A 17,436-nucleotide genomic window follows, 5' to 3' on the forward strand; every position below is an offset into this window, starting at 1 on the left:
CGTCTGGCAATGATGAGGAGGGCTCGTGATGGCAGAAGAGATGAAATCTGGGTTGGCTGAAGTTCAAAATTTAGAAGTGGGCGACGTTGTAACAGGCAAAGTCGTGAAAGTGGAAGACAATCAAGCATTGGTTGATACAGGTTATAAATTCGAATCCATTTTACCCATTTCCGAATTGTCTAGTTTGCATGTGGATAAAGTTTCCGATGTCTTGTCGGAAGGAGACGAAGTCACGGTCAAAGTGCTTCGCATTAAAGAAGACGAAGGAAAATTGATTGTCTCCAAAAAGGAAGTCGATGCCGAAAAAGCGTGGGCAGAGTTGCAACAAAAATTTGAAACAGGCGAAACGCTGACGGCAAAAGTTCATGACATTGTCAAAGGCGGCTTGGTTGTGGATGTGGGCGTTCGCGGTTTTATCCCGGCTTCGCATGTTGAACAACACTTTGTCGAAGACTTCTCCGATTACAAAGGTCGTGAACTGACATTAAAAGTGGTGGAATTGGATCCTGAGAAAAACAAGCTGATTTTATCACACAAGGCCGTATTGGAAGAAGAACAAGAGCGTCGCAAAAAAGAACGCTTGAGCCAGCTGGAAGAAGGACAAGTGCTGGAAGGAACCGTACAACGTTTAACCGACTTCGGGGCATTTGTGGATATTGGCGGTGTGGACGGTCTGGTTCATGTATCCGAAATCGCCTGGCACCGCGTGGAGCATCCGGCCGATGTGTTGAAGGAAGGCGACAAGGTGCAGGTGAAAGTCCTGAAAGTCAACCAGGAAGAAGAAAGAATCAGCCTCAGCATCAAAGAAACCCTGGAAAGCCCTTGGGAAAAGGTGGCCAAAGAAATCAGCGCCGGGGACATTGTGAAAGGAAAAGTGAAACGCCTCGTCTCGTTTGGTGCGTTTGTTGAAGTTTACCCGGGAGTGGAAGGATTGGTTCATGTTTCCCAAATCTCCCACCGTCATGTGGAAACACCGGCGGAGGTTTTGGAAGAAGGACAAGAAGTGGAAGTTAAAGTGCTCGATATCCTTCCGGATCAAAAACGGATCAGCTTAAGCATGAAAGAAGTGGAACCGAAAGAACCGAAAAAAGAAGTAAAAGAAAAAGAAGAGAACAAATTGCAACAATCCTCCGGTTTGAATGTGACCTTGGGTGATGTTTATCCGGAATTGCGCAACTTAAAATAAAAACACAGGATGTTTAAACCAGCCAAAAGTTGGCTGGTTTTTGTATGCTTAAGAAAAGTTTTTTATACAAAAAATATATAAAAAGATTTAGAAAGAAGGTGAACAGGATTGCGGCCTTCCTTTGTTCGTGGAGCTTGTTGATTTTATATGGCACCGGATGGTTGTCACATTGGATGGAAGCGTTTGAATCGACCCGCACCAACATCCAATGGGTGTTGTGGACCTTGTCTTTGTTCAGTTTATGTCAACCTTGGATGGTTCATGAGTATTTGTATATCCATCCCGCATGGATTGCTTTTCTTCTTATATTTATTTATTTCGTCAGCAAATTTTCACCGGATATCCTCATGACTTTACTCAGCAGTTCCTTTTGTGCAGGCACCTTGTTCCTTTTAGGGCATGAATGGCTCCATGCCCATGCCGACTGGACTTATCCACCTTTTCGAATCATGTTGTTTTTGGGAGTAATCCTGTTTTCGCTTTTGATTTCTCCCCGTCTCCCGGAGCGGATCTGGTTTGCGGGCATGAGTTTGATGACCTTGTATATTTGGATTCTTTATTTTCATCAGGATGGATTCGCCCCGGTCGTTTTGGGGTCTGATGTTTTTATGGATGTGTTATGGCTGTCTTTGACCGGCATTTTGGTCGCTCATATTTTGGAAAAGCATTTTCGTTCACGAATATCCAAAAAACGCCTGTCTCTGCCAAAGCTTTGAAAGAACATCAAAACCGGATGAGAAGAGCTTGCCTTAAAAAATATTTATCGATAAGATTAGGTATGTCTTAATATAATGATTGGAAAATGGAAAAGCGAGGATTTTGTATGAGTTTACCTGTTGTTGCGATCGTTGGAAGGCCCAATGTGGGCAAATCGACCATTTTCAACCGCTTGGCGGGAGAGCGGATTGCGATTGTGGAAGATCAGCCGGGAATCACCCGTGACCGGATTTACTCCCGCACGGAATGGAATGGTCGCGAGTTTCATTTGATTGATACAGGCGGAATAGAATTTGATGAAAAAGACGGGATCCTTAAACATATTCGAAATCAGGCCGAACTGGCGATTGAAGAAGCCGATGTGATTATTTTCGTCACGGACGGCCGGCAAGGAATCACCGCAACGGATGAAGAAGTTTCCCGTTGGTTGCACCGGTCCAAAAAGCCGGTTGTTTTGATGGTGAATAAAATTGATGATGTCAAACATATTGAAGGCGTGTACGAGTTTTACCGGTTGGGATTTGAACATGTGATCCCGGTCTCTTCGATTCATGGCACGGGTACCGGGGACATGCTGGATACCGTTGTTTCTCTTTTTCCGGACAAAGAAGAAGAAGAGTATGACGAGGACACGATCCGGGTAGCGCTCATCGGCCGGCCCAATGTAGGGAAATCATCCCTCGTCAATGCGATTTTGGGGGAAGAGCGGGTGATAGTGAGCCCGGAAGCCGGAACCACCCGCGATGCGGTGGACACGCCTTTTGAGTATGACGGGCAGTCGTATGTGCTGATTGATACCGCGGGGATCCGCAAACGCGGAAAAGTTTATGAGTCCGTGGAGAAATACAGTGTCATCCGGGCGATGCGGGCGATTGAGCGTTCCGATGTCTGTCTGATTGTCATTGATGGCGAACGGGGGATAGCGGAACAGGATAAAAAAATCGCCGGGTTTGCACATGAAGCGGGAAGAGCGGCCATTTTCATCGTCAACAAGTGGGATGCGGTTGAGAAAGACGAAAAAACAATGCATAAATTTGAGCAAAAAATTCGTGATTCATTCCAGTTTATGCACTATGCCCCCATCTTATTTGTTTCTGCCAAAACAGGCAAACGGATTCAAAAGATTTTGCCAACCGTGGGCGAAGTGGCGGAACAGCATGCGATGCGCATCCCCACATCCGTATTAAACCAAGTGATTCAAGATGCGATGGCGACGACACCGCCTCCTTCCGACAGGGGACGCCGCTTCCGGGTTCACTACATTACGCAGGTCGCCGTGAAACCGCCGACAATTGTGTTTTTCGTCAACGATCCGGAGATCGCTCATTTCAGTTATCTCCGATATTTGGAAAATCAATTGCGACAGGCATTTCCTTTCCATGGCACGCCTCTTAAAATAAAATTAAGAAAGAAAAGTTGATAATCACAAGCAGGGAGAGAGAGGAGAATATGTTGTTCAGTTGGGGGATATCTTTATTGATCTCCTATTTACTGGGGTCGATCAGTTTCAGTTATTTGTTTACACGCTGGTTAAAAGGCGTGGATATTCGGGAATATGGAAGCGGGAATGCCGGGGCGACAAACACGTTGCGTGTTCTTGGCGCAGGACCTGCGGCGGCCGTCTTTGTCCTTGATGCCGTCAAGGGAGTGGCGGCGGTGGGACTGGGTCACTGGTTGTCTCACGGAGACCCGGTATGGATGGTTGTTTGCGGGATTGCGGCCATTGTCGGCCATAACTGGCCAGTGTTTCTTCGTTTTCGGGGAGGAAAAGGGATCGCCACCATGGTCGGGGTGACAGCCACCTGTTTTTTTGGCGCCACCCTCGTTTCCGGGATTTTGGCGATTTTGTTTATTGTTATTACCCGTTATGTTTCATTGGGGTCTCTGGTTTTGGCCCTCTTTATCCCGGTTATGATGTGGATCCTGGATTATTCCGGGGGCTTGATCGGGCTGATGCTCATTATCACGGTGATGTCCGTTTGGCGCCACCGGGAGAACATTCGTAATTTGATTCGCGGAAAAGAACGGAAGATCTCATTCAGAGGAGAGAAGGCATGAAACAACGAATAGCAGTGCTGGGTGCAGGGAGTTGGGGAAGCGCTCTGGCATCGGTTCTTGTGGAAAATGGCCATGATGTGAAGATATGGGCCCGCAGGGATGAGCAGGCAAATGAAATCAACCAATCTCACACCAATGAGAAATATTTGCCGGGGGTGAAACTTCCGGAATCGCTTTTTGCCTCCCCTTCGCTGGCTGAGTGCCTGAAGGGGCGGGACATCGTCGTTTTTGTGGTGCCTTCGCACACGATGAGGGAAGTGGCCGGAAAAGTGAAGCCGTATCTGCCTCCGGATGCACTCGTTGTGCATGCGACAAAAGGTTTCGAATTGGATTCGTGGAAGCGAATGTCGGAGGTTTTGCTGGAAGAACTGGGCGAGTCGTTCCGGGATCGGCTGGTCGTATTATCCGGTCCCAGCCATGCGGAAGAAGTGATTCGAAAGTGTCCGACGACCGTTGTTGTTGCATCCTCCGGATTACCGGCTGCGGAAAAGGTCCAAACCTTGTTTATGAACCATTATTTTCGTGTCTACACCAATCCGGACGTGGTGGGTGTCGAAGTGGGCGGGGCGCTGAAAAACGTGATCGCTCTCGCTTCCGGCTTGGCTGATGGGCTTCAATTCGGGGATAATGCCAAAGCCGCACTGATGACCCGCGGATTGGCCGAAATTGCCCGCCTAGGTTCCGCGATGGGAGCCGAGCCCATTACCTTTGCCGGCCTCGCCGGAGTCGGGGACTTGTTTGTGACTTGCACCAGCAAGCACAGCCGGAATTTCCGGGCAGGCAATATGCTGAGCCAAGGCAAAAAGTTGGATGAGGTTCTTAAGGAAATGGGAATGGTTGTCGAAGGGGTGAAAACCACCCGTGCCGCCCATGCTTTAAAGAAGCGATACAATGTGGAAATGCCCATCAATGAACAACTGTATTTGGTGCTTTTTGAGAACAAAGAACCTAGACAAGCCGTAAAAGAATTGATGGAGCGTGGACGGACAAAAGAACTGGAAGAAATCGTCCAAGGTTGGTAAAATGATATTTGGGCTTTTTCCCTGTTGCAAGCTTTTCGGTGATTTCATACTCTGTAATAGCTTCAACCAATATCCACAAAACTTGAGCACTGATACAAGGACAGGGAATCAGATTGGTCAGGAGAAGCAGGGTACAAGAAACAGGGGTAATGCCTGATAAGCATTACCCCTGTTTTCGTTTGATTTGGGAATAAGAAGAAGTGGAAGCTGTTTTGGGACGGAACAGTTGTGCAATCATTCTTTGAATCCACGGAGATTGTAACAGTTCAAGAATTTGGCCGATGCTGATGGATGAAAAGAGGGATGGGGGATCCGCTTTTTTTTCGTCCGGCCAATCAATGACCGGGATGTCTTCTTCCCTTGGCAAAGAAGGGGTGTGTTCCCGATCCGGCGGGGGAAGCATGGGAAAAGCGCGTTGTGACGGAAACGCTTGCTGGGCGGATTTCAACTGATTGGACAATTCGAAAATTTTGTATGCCGAATCCATGATGTTTTCAAGCTTTTGGATGGACTTGCTCAAGTCTTGGATGGTTGAACGCAAGGTCATAAATCCGCTCAGAACTTTTGCGATATGTTCGGATGTCATGGGGGGCAGCGGTTCCGGCTTCGCTTTGCCGGGCGGCTGAACCGGTTTTGCCGGGGAAGTCACTTTTTTTCTTCTCTTTTTGCGAGAAGCATTTGGTCGATTTCGTTGGTTACTCATGTTGGCTTCCTCCATTTCAGGCTAATGTCCATTTATCTTATGCACAGGGCAGGCGAATGTATTGAGGCAGATGTCCTGTGATCCCCTGGGCCGGTGCGGATTTCACCCATCCCGGTGAAAACGAAAAAGGAAGTGTGGAAAGATTGGACTTAATGATTGTCTTGTTTTTATTGGTGCTGATCAATATCTTGGTGGCCATCGGACGGCAACAAAAAAGGGCCTGGGTGAGTATGATTTTTTCAACCGTTTCCTTCTTGCTCCTGTTGGTGGTTGTGCTCTTTGTGATTCGAATGTTTACGTGAGGAGGGATGGTTTTGCGGTTCAAAAAGTGGTTACCCGGGATGTTCAGCCTTGTTCTGCTTCTTGCGGCCGGTTGTATGTATCCGGAGGAGGAACGGATGCAGCTCGACCGGCTTCCGGAACAAGTGGCGCAAGTGCAGGGGGCGGTCGATGCCTATTACCGGGAAAACCGGGTTTTGCCATTTAAGTATACAGAAGAGGACGAAAAATTAACGACCAAGTACAAGGTGAACTTTGAAGAGCTGAAAGGGATTTTGGGGAATATCCCGCCATCGGCATTTGAAAAGGGCGGATATTTTTTGTTTGTTCTGGTCGATGTGGAAAAGGATCCCAAAGTCCGCTTATTTGACCTTCGCGTCAATGATGCGGTCATGAAAGTCCAAGCTGAAGTGAACAGCTATGTGAAACAACATCATTCTTTACCGGTCAAAGAGAAAATCAACGGGCCATTTTACACCGTCGATTTCCAAAAACTGCGTATGGACCCCGTGGAGGTGCCCAGCCCTTATTCCGGGGAAAACCTGCCTTTGGTGGTCAACGGGCAAGGAAAAGTTTATCTCGATTACCGGACAGAAGTGATGAAAAAATGGCAAAATGCGAAAGAGAAACCGGATGAAGAGACGGATTTGCGCCTGTGGTTATCCGAAGATGCACTTTTTGTCCCCGCATTTTCCCCGAAGATCCAAATGAAGGGGAACGAACCTTGGTTGTTGCCGGTGGATGAGGAAAGCCACAGCAAAAAATGAATAACTGTTTTTTCTTTGAATAAGGATGAAAACAAGCGGAAGAACTTTGGGCCCGAGGAGTGAAGTCCCATGGAACTGCTTTTGCTTCACCTTTTGGCGATCCCGTCGGTTTTCTTGTTGGGAAGGTTGTCGGGGTCTGTGAAAATATCCGCATTCCGGACGAAAGTAACCTCTTCCCGTCACAAAGACCGCTTGTCATCCCGTTCATCTTAGAGCTTCTTGCAAAAAGAGAGCTCTATTTTTTTACCCAAAGAATCATATTGGAGCGAAGCATTCATATATTAGTAGTGTCCAAGGAAGGTTCCGGAGGGAGGGGTTGCCTTCGCACCGGCGACAAGACCAGCATGTGATGTTTAAGTTCTGGAGGAGGGAATTTCGTGGAAAAAGTAGATATCCTGAAAGATATTGCAGAGAGAACAGGAGGAGATATTTACCTGGGTGTGGTCGGTGCGGTGCGCACCGGTAAATCAACATTTATCAAGCGGTTCATGGAACAGGTTGTCATCCCAAACATTGAAGATGAAGCTGAAAGAGTGAGAGCGACGGATGAGTTGCCGCACAGCGGTGCAGGACGTACCATCACAACCATCGAGCCGAAATTTGTGCCCAATCAGGCGATTCAGATCCATGTGGACGAAGGATTGGATGTCAATATTCGTTTGGTGGATTGTGTGGGCTATGCCATAGAGGGCGCCAAAGGTTATGAGGATGAAAACGGGCCGAGGATGATCAGCACCCCGTGGTTTGAAGAGCCGATTCCGTTTCAGGAAGCGGCGGAAGTGGGCACCCGGAAAGTGATTCAGGAGCATTCAACGGTTGGCATTGTAATCACCAGTGATGGCAGTATCACCGATTTGGCCCGGGAGTCTTATGAAGAAGTGGAAGAGCGTGTCATCGAAGAACTGAAGGAAGTGGGGAAACCGTTTATCCTGATCTTGAATTCAACCCAGCCGTACAGTGAACAAACCCAGGCTTTAAGGGACGAACTTGCAGAAAAATATGACATCCCCGTTCTGGCTGTCAGTGTGGCCACGATGAGTGAAGAAGATATTTTGGGCATTATGAAGGAAGTGCTTTATGAATTCCCGGTGCGTGAAGTCAATGTCAATCTCCCGAGCTGGGTCATGGTTCTTGAAGAAGATCATTGGTTGCGGCAAAGTTTTGAAGAGTCCGTGCGCGAAACGGTCAAAGACATTAAAAGGCTCCGGGATGTGGACCGGGTGGTGGGACAGTTTTATCAATATGATTTCATTGACAAAGCATCTCTGTCCGGAATGGATATGGGGCAAGGCGTTGCCGAAATTGATCTGTATGCCCCGGATGATCTGTATGACCAGGTGTTGCAGGAAGTGGTCGGCGTTGAAATTCGCGGTCGGGATCACCTGTTGGAATTGATGCAGGAGTTCAGCATTGCCAAGCGGGAATATGACAAAGTGGCAGATGCATTAAAAATGGTGCGTACGACCGGCTATGGCGTGGCAGCCCCTGCAATCGAGGAAATGACATTGGATGAACCCGAATTGATCAAACAGGGAAGCCGCTTTGGAGTCCGTTTGAAAGCAACCGCACCTTCGATCCATATGATCCGGGTGAACGTGACTTCCGAATTTGCGCCCATCATCGGTTCGGAAAAACAGAGTGAAGAGCTGGTCAATTACCTGATGCGCGATTTTGAGAAAGACCCGTTGCAAATCTGGAATTCCGACATCTTTGGCCGTTCCCTGAATTCTATCGTCCGGGAAGGCATTCAGGCCAAACTGTCCATGATGCCGGAAAATGCCCGCTATAAATTGCAGGAGACACTCGAGCGGATCATTAATGAGGGTTCCGGGGGATTAATTGCCATTATATTATAAATAATATGGAAAGCGCGTTTTCAGCGCTTTTTTTATTGTTATCCGGGAAAATCGCAAAGATTCTCTTGAACTTACGATTTGTCTATATTAGTATAGGATTGTCCCACGCAAATCCACTCATTTGCCGGTTGTATGGCAAGAGTGTTGGATTCGTAAACGGAGGTGCGAATATGAACAAAACCGATCTGATCAATAAAGTAGCAGAGGCTACTGAAATGACGAAAAAAGATGCTTCGAAATCGGTTGAAGCTGTATTGGAAGCCATTGCCGGAGCATTGCGTGAAGGAGAAAAAGTGCAACTGATTGGATTCGGAAACTTTGAAGTGAAAGATAAGCCTGAGCGCAAAGGGCGTAATCCGCGCACCGGTGAAGAAATGATCATTCCGGCTCGCAAAAGTGTTTCTTTCAAAGCAGGTAAACAATTGCGCGAAGAAGTCAATAAGTAATGATTGCTGGGACTACATAACCTGCCAAAAAGACCTCGTTTCTTCGAGGTCTTTTTGTTTTTTTATAATATGATATAATGTTCCTTGTTTCTATTGGTATAATACTTATTGTACAGGAATTTGTTTTTGGATGGAGGAACATAAATGGTAGACCATCGCAAGATTGAAGAAGCGGTACGCATGATTTTAGAAGCTGTCGGCGAAGATCCAAACCGTGAAGGTTTATTAGATACCCCAAAACGTGTGGCACGGATGTATGAAGAGATTTTTTCGGGATTAAACAAAGATCCGAAGGATCAATTTTCCGTGGTTTTTAGTGAAGATCACGAGGAACTCGTCTTGGTGAAAGACATTCCTTTTTTCTCCACTTGTGAGCATCATTTGGTTCCGTTTTTCGGGAAAGCCCATATTGGTTATATCCCGCGCGGAGGAAGAGTGACCGGGCTCAGCAAGTTGGCCCGCGCAGTTGAAACGGTAGCCAGAAGACCCCAATTGCAAGAACGGATTACTTCGACGGTGGCCGATTCCATTGTGGAGTCGTTGGATCCGTATGGTGTGATTGTCGTCATCGAAGCAGAACATATGTGCATGACCATGCGGGGGGTTAAAAAACCGGGTTCCAAAACCGTCACCTCGGCCGTCAGGGGAGTGTTTGCAGAAGATTCGGCTGCCCGTGCCGAAGCCATGAGTTTGATTGGTTTAAAATAATGAAAAAAACCTCTTGACACTGTATAAAACCCGTTATATAATCTTAGTTGTCACTGAGAGACAATATGAATTATATGACGGGCTATGGCGCAGTTTGGTAGCGCGCTTGCATGGGGCGCAAGAGGTCGTCAGTTCAAATCTGGCTAGCCCGACCAACAACGAGACTCTTCCTCATGGGAGAGTCTCTTTTATTGTCATGGCAAGGATGAAACCGTGGTAAAATAAAGTTGATTTTCTCAAGGAGGGATTTGCATTGAAGGAAACTTCAGGTGATTATGTGATTATCAAAGCCAAAGAGAACGGGGTGAATGTAATCGGATTGACCCGGGGAAGAGACACCCGTTTTCATCATTCAGAAAAGTTGGACCGGGGCGAAGTGATGATTGCACAATTCACGGAGAACACCTCCGCCATTAAAGTTCGCGGAAAGGCAACGGTCATGACCAGTTTCGGAACAATCGAGACGGATGAGTAGAGGTCTTGTTGCCCAAGGCATGTTTCCCCCTTGTTGTTTATAAAATAAAATCAGGGAGATCAAAGGGGGAAACAAGGGTGAGAAGTTTTCTGGTCCGATGGTTTGCTGCGGTTTTGTTGTCCACGGTTTTAGCGCTGATGATTTCCTGGATGTGCAGCCGGACGTTGTTTCCCGACAACCCGCCGACAAAACCGGTTTTTAAAGAGGAAAAAGTTCATCGGTTGACCAACGAAAATTTAGTGGACTATTTGGTGAGCCGGCAGATCCAGTTGACGATTCAACGGGCCGACCTTCGTCAGCAAAACGTTTATTTGGAGCTCACTGCTTTCAGACAGACCAAACCGGAAATGGAGCATGAGATGGTGCGGTTGATTTGTCCGATGCTGGAGCAAGTCGAAAATATCAACCGGGTGGAAGTTCTTGTGCATTTCAGACCCGGTGAAAGTTACTTTGTGGAAGCCGGAAAAGAAGATTTGCCGGCGTTGCAGAAAGCACCGATGAAAGCGTTGTCGGATCAGGAGATTTTGGAGGGTGTGTTTGAAATGACCCGGTTTTCTTCCCGTTCCCGTGATGAGGGGAAAACCTTGGAAGAATGCCTATCCACCAAAAAAGTATGGTATACTATTCGCAGTGTTTGAACTACCTCAATGGGGGAACTTTGTTTATGGCATTCATACATAATGAATCATTAAATCAGTTGATTACACAAATTCAAAATGATGCAAATCACAAATATGTACGCAAAATAATCGGGGAAGCGGAAGTCCCAGTTTTTTTTGTCCAAGTTTTACAGTGGTTGCTCGGCGATCTGGCTGTGGACAAAAAAAGGGCGGACTTGTACATTCTGGCAACCACATTGGTGAAAATGGGAACGGATATGCATGAACGCGTGGCGGTCGCTTCCCCGGATTCCGAAAACGAGCAAAAACAGCAGCTGACGGTTTTAGCCGGGGATCATTACAGCAGCTTGTTTTATTGGCATCTGGCCGGCTGGCATGAAACCGAAGGGATCCGTTGTCTGGCCGGTGTGACTTGCCGGGTGAATGAATGGAAAATGTCTTTGCATTCTCTGCTTCATGACAAAAAGGATCCGGACGTGGAAAAAGTCTGGTTTTACTTTGAAAAAATTGCAACAGCATGGGTTACGGCGCTCGCCGACTTTTTTCATGTTGAAGAAAACTTGAAGGTTCAGATTGCAAAAGCGTTGGTCGTTCTTTATGAAACGACGCAAACCGCTGATTCCCGGCTGCATCAACATGAGGTGTGGACGAATGAACTGCGGCAAAGAGTGGAGTTTCTTCAGGAGGCAGGCCGCCAAGCCGGGGATCCTTTCTTGACATTCTTAATCCATCAACTGCCGGAGACAGATACGGCTGTATCGAAAGCGAGTGATGAATCTTGACACGGGAAGGCGAAGCGAAATCCCGGTTTGTCCATCAGGTGTTTGAAAATATCGCCAAAGATTATGACCGGATGAATACGTTGCTGAGTTTTCGCATGCATAAAGTCTGGCGCAAGTTTGCCATGAAAAAAATGAAAGTGAAACCGGGCGAAACAGCCATTGACGTCTGTTGCGGGACATGTGACTGGACAATTTCCCTGGCCCGCGCATCCGGGACCGGGGAAATTGTCGGACTGGATTTCAGTGAAAAAATGTTGGATGTCGGCAAAAAGAAAGTGGAAAAGGAAGCTTTGTCCGGCCAAATCCGGCTGGTGCACGGGGATGCGATGAATCTGCCTTTTCCGGACAATACGTTTGATCATGCCACCATCGGTTTTGCACTGAGGAATGTTCCGGATCTTGTCCAAGTGTTAAAAGAGATGAAACGGGTTGTCAAGCCGGGAGGACAAGTTGTTTCCCTGGAACTGTCCAAGCCGACGTGGCCTCCATTCCGGGCGGTTTATTATTTTTATTTTCAACGGATTTTGCCGCTGTTGGGAAAATGGTTTGCCGGCCGTTATGAGCAATACCGCTGGCTGCCGGAATCACTCGTTCCTTTTCCCGATTACAAAGAGTTGGCGAAGTTGATGAAAGAAGAGGCGGGGCTTGAAGAGATCCGGGTTTACCCGCTGACCGGCGGCATTACCGCTCTTCATATCGGAAAAAAACCAATCAATGGATAAGAAACAGAAGGAAGATGGTTGGATGAATGCATGGAACAAATTAAAAATCGTGTTGGAAATGATCAAGTTTGAACACAGCATATTTGCGTTGCCTTTTGCCTATCTCGGGGCAATCTTGGGAAGTTTGGAAGTAAGAGGGGAGTTTCCTTCTTGGGCCGAAATGGGATGGGTGACGTTGGCGATGGTCGGTGCGCGGAGTGCGGCGATGTCCCTGAACCGATTGATCGACCGGCATATCGATGCCAAAAATCCCCGCACGAAAAACCGGGCAATTCCGGCCGGTTTGGTTTCAACCACCTTTGTATGGGGATTTGTCATTGTTTCGTTTGCGCTGCTCTTTCTCTCGGCTTATCAGTTGAATATGCTGGCCGTGTATTTATTGCCGGTGGCCGTGTTTTTTCTGTGGTTTTATTCGTATACCAAACGTTTCACATGGACATGCCATTTCTTTTTGGGAATCGCCACCGCCTTGGGCCCGTTGGGGGGATGGGTGGCCACCACCGCTCAAATCGATTGGGTCTCCCTGATTTTGTTTGCGACAGTGGCGCTGTGGATTGGCGGATTTGATGTGATTTACGCCTGCCAGGATGTCGAGTTTGACCGGAAAGAAAAAATTCACTCCATCCCGGCGCGCTTTGGAGTCAGAAAAGCATTGGTGATCTCTTCACTGATGCACGTTGGGACGGCAGTCGGATTGATTGCGCTGTTGCTGCTGACCAACCTGGGCATCTGGTTCGGGATCGGAACAGCCATTGCATTGGGGGTTCTGATTTACGAACACGCCATTGTTTCTGCAGACGATTTATCCCGTTTAAACACTGCGTTTTTTACCATGAACGGGGTTCTGAGTGTGGTTGTGTTCGCCTTTATGCTTCTGGATGTATGGCTGTAAAGGCGAATGGCCGGTTCGTTAAGGAAAGCCGGATTGAGGATTTTGAAATTGGCATGCCAACCGGTTGCCGGGGTGGCATGTGTTAGGGTGAAGATGATGAATTTGCAAGAAATTTACCATGTGATCAAAAAGGATCTGGATTGGATTGAAGAAGAATTACAAAACGCTATCAAGACCGGACAGCCGGTGCTCAATGAATCATCCGCACATTTGCTCAAAGCCGGCGGCAAGCGGATGCGCCCTGTGTTTGTGCTGTTGTCCGGTCGGTTTGGTCATTATGAGCGTGAAGAATTAAAAAGGGTAGCCGTGGCGCTGGAGTTGATACACATGGCTACCCTGGTTCATGATGATGTGATTGACGATGCGGATACACGACGGGGGCAAGCGACCATCAAAAAGGAATGGGACAATAAAGTGGCCATGTATACCGGGGACTTTATTTTGGCCCGGGCCTTGATGGAGTTGTCCGGTTTGAAGGACAAGACGGTTCATCCCATTCTGGCCAAAGCGATGACCTTGGTTTGCTTGGGGGAAATGGACCAGATCGAGGATCTGTATTCGGAAAGATTGTCGTTGCGCCGTTATTTACGCCGGATTAAACGGAAAACTGCTTTGCTCATGTCGGTCAGTTGTCAATTGGGGGCACTCGTGAGCCAGGCTTCCCCCCGCTATGTTCAGTGGTTGAAAGCATACGGGTATTACGTGGGAATGGCTTTTCAGCTGAAGGATGATGTATTGGATTTCATCGGGGATGAAAAGACATTGGGCAAACCGGCGGGTAATGATTTGCGGCAGGGGAACGTGACCTTGCCGGTGATTTATGCGTTATGCCAAGGCGATGAAGATGTGCGCAACTCTATTCGTTCTTATTTGCGCACGCAAGGGGAAACGGTCGCCCTCTCACAGGTGTTGGATCAGGTCAGAGAAAGCGGGGGAATCGAATATACCTTGGATTTGTCCAAGCGCTATATGAATAAAGCGATGCACTGTTTAAAGCAATTACCGGTCTCCACGGAACGGGAATCCCTCCGGCTGATTGCAGAATTCATTGTTGAACGTTCTTATTGACGGGATGGTTGCGTTTACAATTTAAACTTGTTAAAATTTTTCATGACGCTTTTTTCTTTTTGTTCATACATAAAGGTGGAGGATGAACCAAATGGAAAAAACATTTATCATGGTAAAGCCGGATGGTGTGCAACGCGGATTGATCGGAGAAATCGTATCCCGTTTTGAGAGGAAAGGTTACCAACTGGTGGGTGCCAAGTTGATGACCGTATCCCACGAGCTTGCAGAGCAACATTACATCGAGCATAAAGAGAAGCCCTTCTTTGGCGAGTTGGTGGACTTCATTACTTCCGGACCGGTCTTTGCGATGGTTTGGCAAGGAAACGGCATTATTGCGGCAGCTCGCCAAATGATGGGGAAAACCAATCCTTCCGAAGCGTTGCCGGGAACGATCCGGGGCGATTACGGCGTCAATGTGGCGATGAATATCGTTCACGGTTCCGATTCGCCGGAAAGCGCCGAGCGTGAAATTGCATTGTGGTTTGATGAGGAAGATTTCAATCATTATGAGAAAACCATCAATCGTTGGATCTGAAAACCGGTTTGAAAAGGCATAGCGAAAAAGCTATGCCTTGATTTTTTTTACTGGAGCCGGTGGATTGGAAAATGCCGGGACCATATTTCAAACCGGGTTTGAAAAAGGGTTTCATTTGGAATTGGCTCTCCCCAGTTCGGTCGATCTGTGTTATGATTACTATCAAATTTTTTCATTGAGATGAGAGGGAGATGAGCATGAGGTATCTGACAGCAGGAGAGTCACACGGTCCACAATTAACAGTGATCATTGAAGGATTGCCCAGCCAACTTTCCTTGGATAAAGAGAAAATCGACCGCGAATTGGCCCGTCGTCAAAAGGGATATGGTCGCGGTCGTCGCATGCAGATTGAAAAGGATCAGGTGAAAATTTTGTCCGGTGTCCGGTTCGGGAAGACAACGGGAGCTCCTGTCACCCTTGTGATTGAAAACCGGGATTTTACCCATTGGAAAAAAGTGATGAGTGTGGATCCGATTCCGGAAGAAGCGGAGAAACGGAAAATTTCCCGACCGCGACCGGGTCATGCCGATTTAAATGGAGCCATCAAGTATCAACACCGGGATATGCGTGATGTTTTGGAACGTTCCAGCGCCAGGGAAACCGCAGCCCGTGTCGCTGCAGGAGCGGTGGCCCGTTTGATTCTCGAAGAATGCGGAATCCGCATTGCCGGTCATGTGATTCGCATTGGCGATGTCGTTGCGGAACCGGTGGATTTGTCCTTTGAGGAGATGGTGGAGCGTGCCGAATTGTCGCCGGTGCGTTGTCTGGATCAAAACGCTGAAGAAAAAATGATGGTCCTTATCGATCAAGCGAAAAAAGAGGGAGATTCCCTGGGAGGCGTCGTGGAGACCATTGTGCAGGGGGTTCCGGTCGGACTGGGAAGCCATGTTCATTGGGACCGCAAACTGGATGCCAAGATTGCGCGTGCTGTGGTCAGCATCAATGCCTTTAAAGGAGTCGAGTTTGGAATCGGTTTTGAGGCCGCCAAGCGGAAGGGATCCGAAGTCCATGACGAAATCTTGTGGTCAAAGGAACGCGGCTTTTACCGCCGGACCAACCGGCTGGGAGGATTGGAAGGTGGAATGACCACTGGCGAGCCCATCATTGTAAGAGGCGTCATGAAGCCCATTCCCACCTTGTATAAACCGCTTCAAAGTGTCGATATTGAGACAAAAGAACCATTTCAGGCAAGTATCGAACGTTCTGACAGCTGTGCGGTTCCGGCGGCCAGCGTGGTGATGGAAAATGTGGTGGCATGGGAAGTGGCGCAAGCACTCATGGACAAATTTTCAGGAGACACCATGGATGAGGTGAAACAGCAACTGAAGCAGTATCGGGAAAGAGTGTTGAGTTTCTGATGAAAACATTAACGGTACATGGGAAGGAACGGTCTTACCCGATTTATATCGGAAACGGTTTGTTGGAAAAAGTGCCTTCGTTCTTAAAGCAACATCACATTGAAACAGATTGCAAGCTGATGATTGTCACGGACACCCATGTGGCTCCGCTTTATGCCGGCAAATTGCGCGAAGCGTTGGAGCAAGCCGGATTTCAGGCGGGGATATCTGTCGTCGAAGCAGGGGAGAAAAGCAAGAGCTTGCAAATGCTGGAACATTTGACGGGGGAATGTTTGAAGTTTGGTCTAAATCGCCGCAGTGTGATTCTGGCCTTGGGAGGAGGTGTGGTAGGCGATCTGGCCGGTTTTTTGGCGGCCAGTTACATGCGGGGGATTCCGTTCATTCAAATTCCCACCACTTTATTGGCCCATGACAGCAGTGTCGGCGGCAAAGTGGCCGTGAACCATCCCATGGGAAAAAATTATATCGGCGCCTTTCATCAGCCGTTGATGGTTGTCTTTGATGTGGCCTGTTTAAAGACACTGCCGGTGAGAGAATGGCGCTCCGGGATGGCAGAAGTGATCAAACACGGGCTGATCCGGGATGCTTCCTTCGTCGAATGGTTGGATGAACATCGCAAGTCGCTTGATGCACGGGACCATGATGCCATGATGGAATCCGTTTACCGGGGTTGTCAGGTCAAGGTGGATGTGGTGTCACAAGATGAGAGGGAAACCGGACTTCGCGCCATTTTGAATTATGGCCACACCATTGGCCATGCCTTGGAGGCGGTGTCCGAATATCAGGTTTACACCCATGGAGAGGCGATTTCCATTGGAATGAACGGTGCCGCACAGTTAAGTGAACGGTTGTTGGGGACGGGCCGGGAGGTGGTCCGGGAAACCGGACGGATTCTGAAATCATTCGGACTGCCCGTTGTTTGTACCGACTCATGGCCGGTTGAGTCCCTGATCGGGATCATGAAGCGGGACAAAAAAGCTCAACAAGGACAATATGTGTTTGTACTGGCCCGGGATATCGGCAAAGTGGAGATTGTACGGGATGTGCCGGAGGAAGAGATCAAACGGGTCTTGCATCAATTGTTGCCGGACCGGGAAATGAAATCCTGATTTCGGGTTGACAATTTTTTGCCTCTTCGATAAAGTAATAATCATAGAATGAGTAGCATAGTTATTCAGATGAGCTGAGTTGAGCAGAGAATGGAGATAGCGGAGCAGAGTGGAGGCTGAATGATACATGAAA

21 protein-coding genes and 1 tRNA gene are annotated in these 17,436 nt (G+C 48.0%); 21 read left to right on the forward strand and 1 reads right to left on the reverse strand.

Annotated elements, in window-relative coordinates; translation table 11 throughout:
* Window positions 1-28: 28 nt before the first annotated feature.
* The 5 genes from rpsA (at window position 29) to I8U23_RS01330 (ending at window position 4,983) form a co-directional block, all read left to right on the forward strand.
* Window positions 29-1,186 (forward strand): 30S ribosomal protein S1, encoded by a 1,158-nt coding sequence (gene rpsA / locus I8U23_RS01310; RefSeq protein ID WP_049719989.1) that lies wholly within the window; start codon window positions 29-31, stop codon window positions 1,184-1,186.
* A gap of 98 nt (window positions 1,187-1,284) precedes the next feature.
* Window positions 1,285-1,902: a hypothetical protein gene (locus I8U23_RS01315; RefSeq protein WP_131470933.1), complete on the forward strand. Its 618-nt coding sequence runs from the start codon at window positions 1,285-1,287 to the stop codon at window positions 1,900-1,902.
* A 107-nt stretch (window positions 1,903-2,009) separates the two neighbouring features.
* On the forward strand, window positions 2,010-3,323 hold the full coding sequence (der, locus tag I8U23_RS01320) for a ribosome biogenesis GTPase Der (RefSeq protein WP_037995291.1): 1,314 nt from the start codon (window positions 2,010-2,012) through the stop codon (window positions 3,321-3,323).
* Window positions 3,324-3,352: 29 nt separating this feature from the next.
* Window positions 3,353-3,961, forward strand: coding sequence for a glycerol-3-phosphate 1-O-acyltransferase PlsY (plsY, locus tag I8U23_RS01325; protein ID WP_037995289.1), 609 nt, complete (start codon window positions 3,353-3,355; stop codon window positions 3,959-3,961).
* Window positions 3,958-4,983, forward strand: coding sequence for an NAD(P)H-dependent glycerol-3-phosphate dehydrogenase (locus I8U23_RS01330; protein ID WP_049719991.1), 1,026 nt, complete (start codon window positions 3,958-3,960; stop codon window positions 4,981-4,983). Before plsY ends, I8U23_RS01330 begins: the two co-directional genes overlap by 4 nt.
* A gap of 163 nt (window positions 4,984-5,146) precedes the next feature.
* Here I8U23_RS01330 and I8U23_RS01335 read toward each other — a convergent pair whose 3' ends face one another.
* Window positions 5,147-5,686 carry a hypothetical protein gene (locus I8U23_RS01335; RefSeq protein WP_131470932.1) on the reverse strand — a complete coding sequence of 180 codons (540 nt, stop codon included), beginning with the start codon at window positions 5,684-5,686 and terminating at the stop codon, window positions 5,147-5,149.
* Window positions 5,687-5,763: 77 nt separating this feature from the next.
* Between I8U23_RS01335 and I8U23_RS01340 the strand changes: the two genes are divergently transcribed.
* The 16 genes from I8U23_RS01340 to aroB all read left to right on the forward strand — a co-directional run bounded on the left by I8U23_RS01340 (window position 5,764) and on the right by aroB (window position 17,303).
* Complete coding sequence (locus tag I8U23_RS01340; RefSeq protein ID WP_037995285.1) at window positions 5,764-5,988, forward strand: hypothetical protein; 225 nt, start codon at window positions 5,764-5,766, stop codon at window positions 5,986-5,988.
* 12 nt (window positions 5,989-6,000) lie between these two features.
* Complete coding sequence (locus I8U23_RS01345; protein WP_037995283.1) at window positions 6,001-6,732, forward strand: hypothetical protein; 732 nt, start codon at window positions 6,001-6,003, stop codon at window positions 6,730-6,732.
* Between the two features lie 69 nt (window positions 6,733-6,801).
* Window positions 6,802-6,945 carry a hypothetical protein gene (locus I8U23_RS01350; protein WP_156097728.1) on the forward strand — a complete coding sequence of 48 codons (144 nt, stop codon included), beginning with the start codon at window positions 6,802-6,804 and terminating at the stop codon, window positions 6,943-6,945.
* A gap of 164 nt (window positions 6,946-7,109) precedes the next feature.
* Window positions 7,110-8,588, forward strand: coding sequence for a stage IV sporulation protein A (spoIVA, locus tag I8U23_RS01355; RefSeq protein WP_198050624.1), 1,479 nt, complete (start codon window positions 7,110-7,112; stop codon window positions 8,586-8,588).
* A 170-nt stretch (window positions 8,589-8,758) separates the two neighbouring features.
* On the forward strand, window positions 8,759-9,034 hold the full coding sequence (locus tag I8U23_RS01360; RefSeq protein WP_037995279.1) for an HU family DNA-binding protein: 276 nt from the start codon (window positions 8,759-8,761) through the stop codon (window positions 9,032-9,034).
* A 144-nt stretch (window positions 9,035-9,178) separates the two neighbouring features.
* Entirely contained in the window at window positions 9,179-9,742 is a 564-nt protein-coding gene (gene folE / locus I8U23_RS01365) for a GTP cyclohydrolase I FolE (protein WP_037995277.1), read from the forward strand.
* A 78-nt stretch (window positions 9,743-9,820) separates the two neighbouring features.
* Window positions 9,821-9,897 (forward strand) — tRNA-Pro (locus I8U23_RS01370).
* A 98-nt stretch (window positions 9,898-9,995) separates the two neighbouring features.
* On the forward strand, window positions 9,996-10,217 hold the full coding sequence (gene mtrB / locus I8U23_RS01375; RefSeq protein ID WP_037995275.1) for a trp RNA-binding attenuation protein MtrB: 222 nt from the start codon (window positions 9,996-9,998) through the stop codon (window positions 10,215-10,217).
* Between the two features lie 77 nt (window positions 10,218-10,294).
* Window positions 10,295-10,855: a hypothetical protein gene (locus I8U23_RS01380; protein ID WP_198050625.1), complete on the forward strand. Its 561-nt coding sequence runs from the start codon at window positions 10,295-10,297 to the stop codon at window positions 10,853-10,855.
* Window positions 10,856-10,881: 26 nt separating this feature from the next.
* The gene (locus tag I8U23_RS01385) at window positions 10,882-11,619 is read left to right on the forward strand and encodes a heptaprenyl diphosphate synthase component 1 (RefSeq protein ID WP_049719994.1); all 738 of its coding nucleotides are present in this window, start codon (window positions 10,882-10,884) and stop codon (window positions 11,617-11,619) included.
* Window positions 11,616-12,341: a demethylmenaquinone methyltransferase gene (locus tag I8U23_RS01390; protein ID WP_037995270.1), complete on the forward strand. Its 726-nt coding sequence runs from the start codon at window positions 11,616-11,618 to the stop codon at window positions 12,339-12,341. The genes I8U23_RS01385 and I8U23_RS01390 overlap by 4 nt, the downstream gene beginning before the upstream one ends.
* 22 nt (window positions 12,342-12,363) lie before the next feature.
* Window positions 12,364-13,233 carry a UbiA-like polyprenyltransferase gene (locus I8U23_RS01395; protein WP_037995267.1) on the forward strand — a complete coding sequence of 290 codons (870 nt, stop codon included), beginning with the start codon at window positions 12,364-12,366 and terminating at the stop codon, window positions 13,231-13,233.
* A gap of 96 nt (window positions 13,234-13,329) precedes the next feature.
* Entirely contained in the window at window positions 13,330-14,301 is a 972-nt protein-coding gene (locus I8U23_RS01400; RefSeq protein WP_049720044.1) for a polyprenyl synthetase family protein, read from the forward strand.
* Between the two features lie 91 nt (window positions 14,302-14,392).
* The gene (ndk, locus tag I8U23_RS01405; protein WP_198050626.1) at window positions 14,393-14,836 is read left to right on the forward strand and encodes a nucleoside-diphosphate kinase; all 444 of its coding nucleotides are present in this window, start codon (window positions 14,393-14,395) and stop codon (window positions 14,834-14,836) included.
* A gap of 197 nt (window positions 14,837-15,033) precedes the next feature.
* Window positions 15,034-16,194 carry a chorismate synthase gene (gene aroC, locus I8U23_RS01410; protein WP_049719995.1) on the forward strand — a complete coding sequence of 387 codons (1,161 nt, stop codon included), beginning with the start codon at window positions 15,034-15,036 and terminating at the stop codon, window positions 16,192-16,194.
* On the forward strand, window positions 16,194-17,303 hold the full coding sequence (gene aroB / locus I8U23_RS01415) for a 3-dehydroquinate synthase (protein ID WP_175413184.1): 1,110 nt from the start codon (window positions 16,194-16,196) through the stop codon (window positions 17,301-17,303). Before aroC ends, aroB begins: the two co-directional genes overlap by 1 nt.
* Window positions 17,304-17,436 lie beyond the last annotated feature (133 nt).

This window comes from Thermoactinomyces sp. CICC 10735, assembly GCF_016055175.1.
In the GTDB taxonomy this organism is placed as follows: Bacteria; Bacillota; Bacilli; order Thermoactinomycetales; family Thermoactinomycetaceae; genus Thermoactinomyces; species Thermoactinomyces vulgaris.

Bases quoted from the DNA above. Each gene is read 5' to 3' on its own strand.
- aroC (WP_049719995.1), top strand. From the start codon at position 15,034: ATGAGGTATCTGACAGCAGGAGAGTCACACGGTCCACAATTAACAGTG.
- der (WP_037995291.1), top strand. From the start codon at position 2,010: ATGAGTTTACCTGTTGTTGCGATCGTTGGAAGGCCCAATGTGGGCAAA.
- ndk (WP_198050626.1), top strand. From the start codon at position 14,393: ATGGAAAAAACATTTATCATGGTAAAGCCGGATGGTGTGCAACGCGGA.
- I8U23_RS01360 (WP_037995279.1), top strand. From the start codon at position 8,759: ATGAACAAAACCGATCTGATCAATAAAGTAGCAGAGGCTACTGAAATG.
- I8U23_RS01395 (WP_037995267.1), top strand. From the start codon at position 12,364: ATGAATGCATGGAACAAATTAAAAATCGTGTTGGAAATGATCAAGTTT.
- I8U23_RS01400 (WP_049720044.1), top strand. From the start codon at position 13,330: ATGAATTTGCAAGAAATTTACCATGTGATCAAAAAGGATCTGGATTGG.
- I8U23_RS01385 (WP_049719994.1), top strand. From the start codon at position 10,882: ATGGCATTCATACATAATGAATCATTAAATCAGTTGATTACACAAATT.
- I8U23_RS01335 (WP_131470932.1), bottom strand. From the start codon at position 5,686: ATGAGTAACCAACGAAATCGACCAAATGCTTCTCGCAAAAAGAGAAGA.
- aroB (WP_175413184.1), top strand. From the start codon at position 16,194: ATGAAAACATTAACGGTACATGGGAAGGAACGGTCTTACCCGATTTAT.
- folE (WP_037995277.1), top strand. From the start codon at position 9,179: ATGGTAGACCATCGCAAGATTGAAGAAGCGGTACGCATGATTTTAGAA.
- I8U23_RS01330 (WP_049719991.1), top strand. From the start codon at position 3,958: ATGAAACAACGAATAGCAGTGCTGGGTGCAGGGAGTTGGGGAAGCGCT.
- plsY (WP_037995289.1), top strand. From the start codon at position 3,353: ATGTTGTTCAGTTGGGGGATATCTTTATTGATCTCCTATTTACTGGGG.
- I8U23_RS01350 (WP_156097728.1), top strand. From the start codon at position 6,802: ATGGAACTGCTTTTGCTTCACCTTTTGGCGATCCCGTCGGTTTTCTTG.
- rpsA (WP_049719989.1), top strand. From the start codon at position 29: ATGGCAGAAGAGATGAAATCTGGGTTGGCTGAAGTTCAAAATTTAGAA.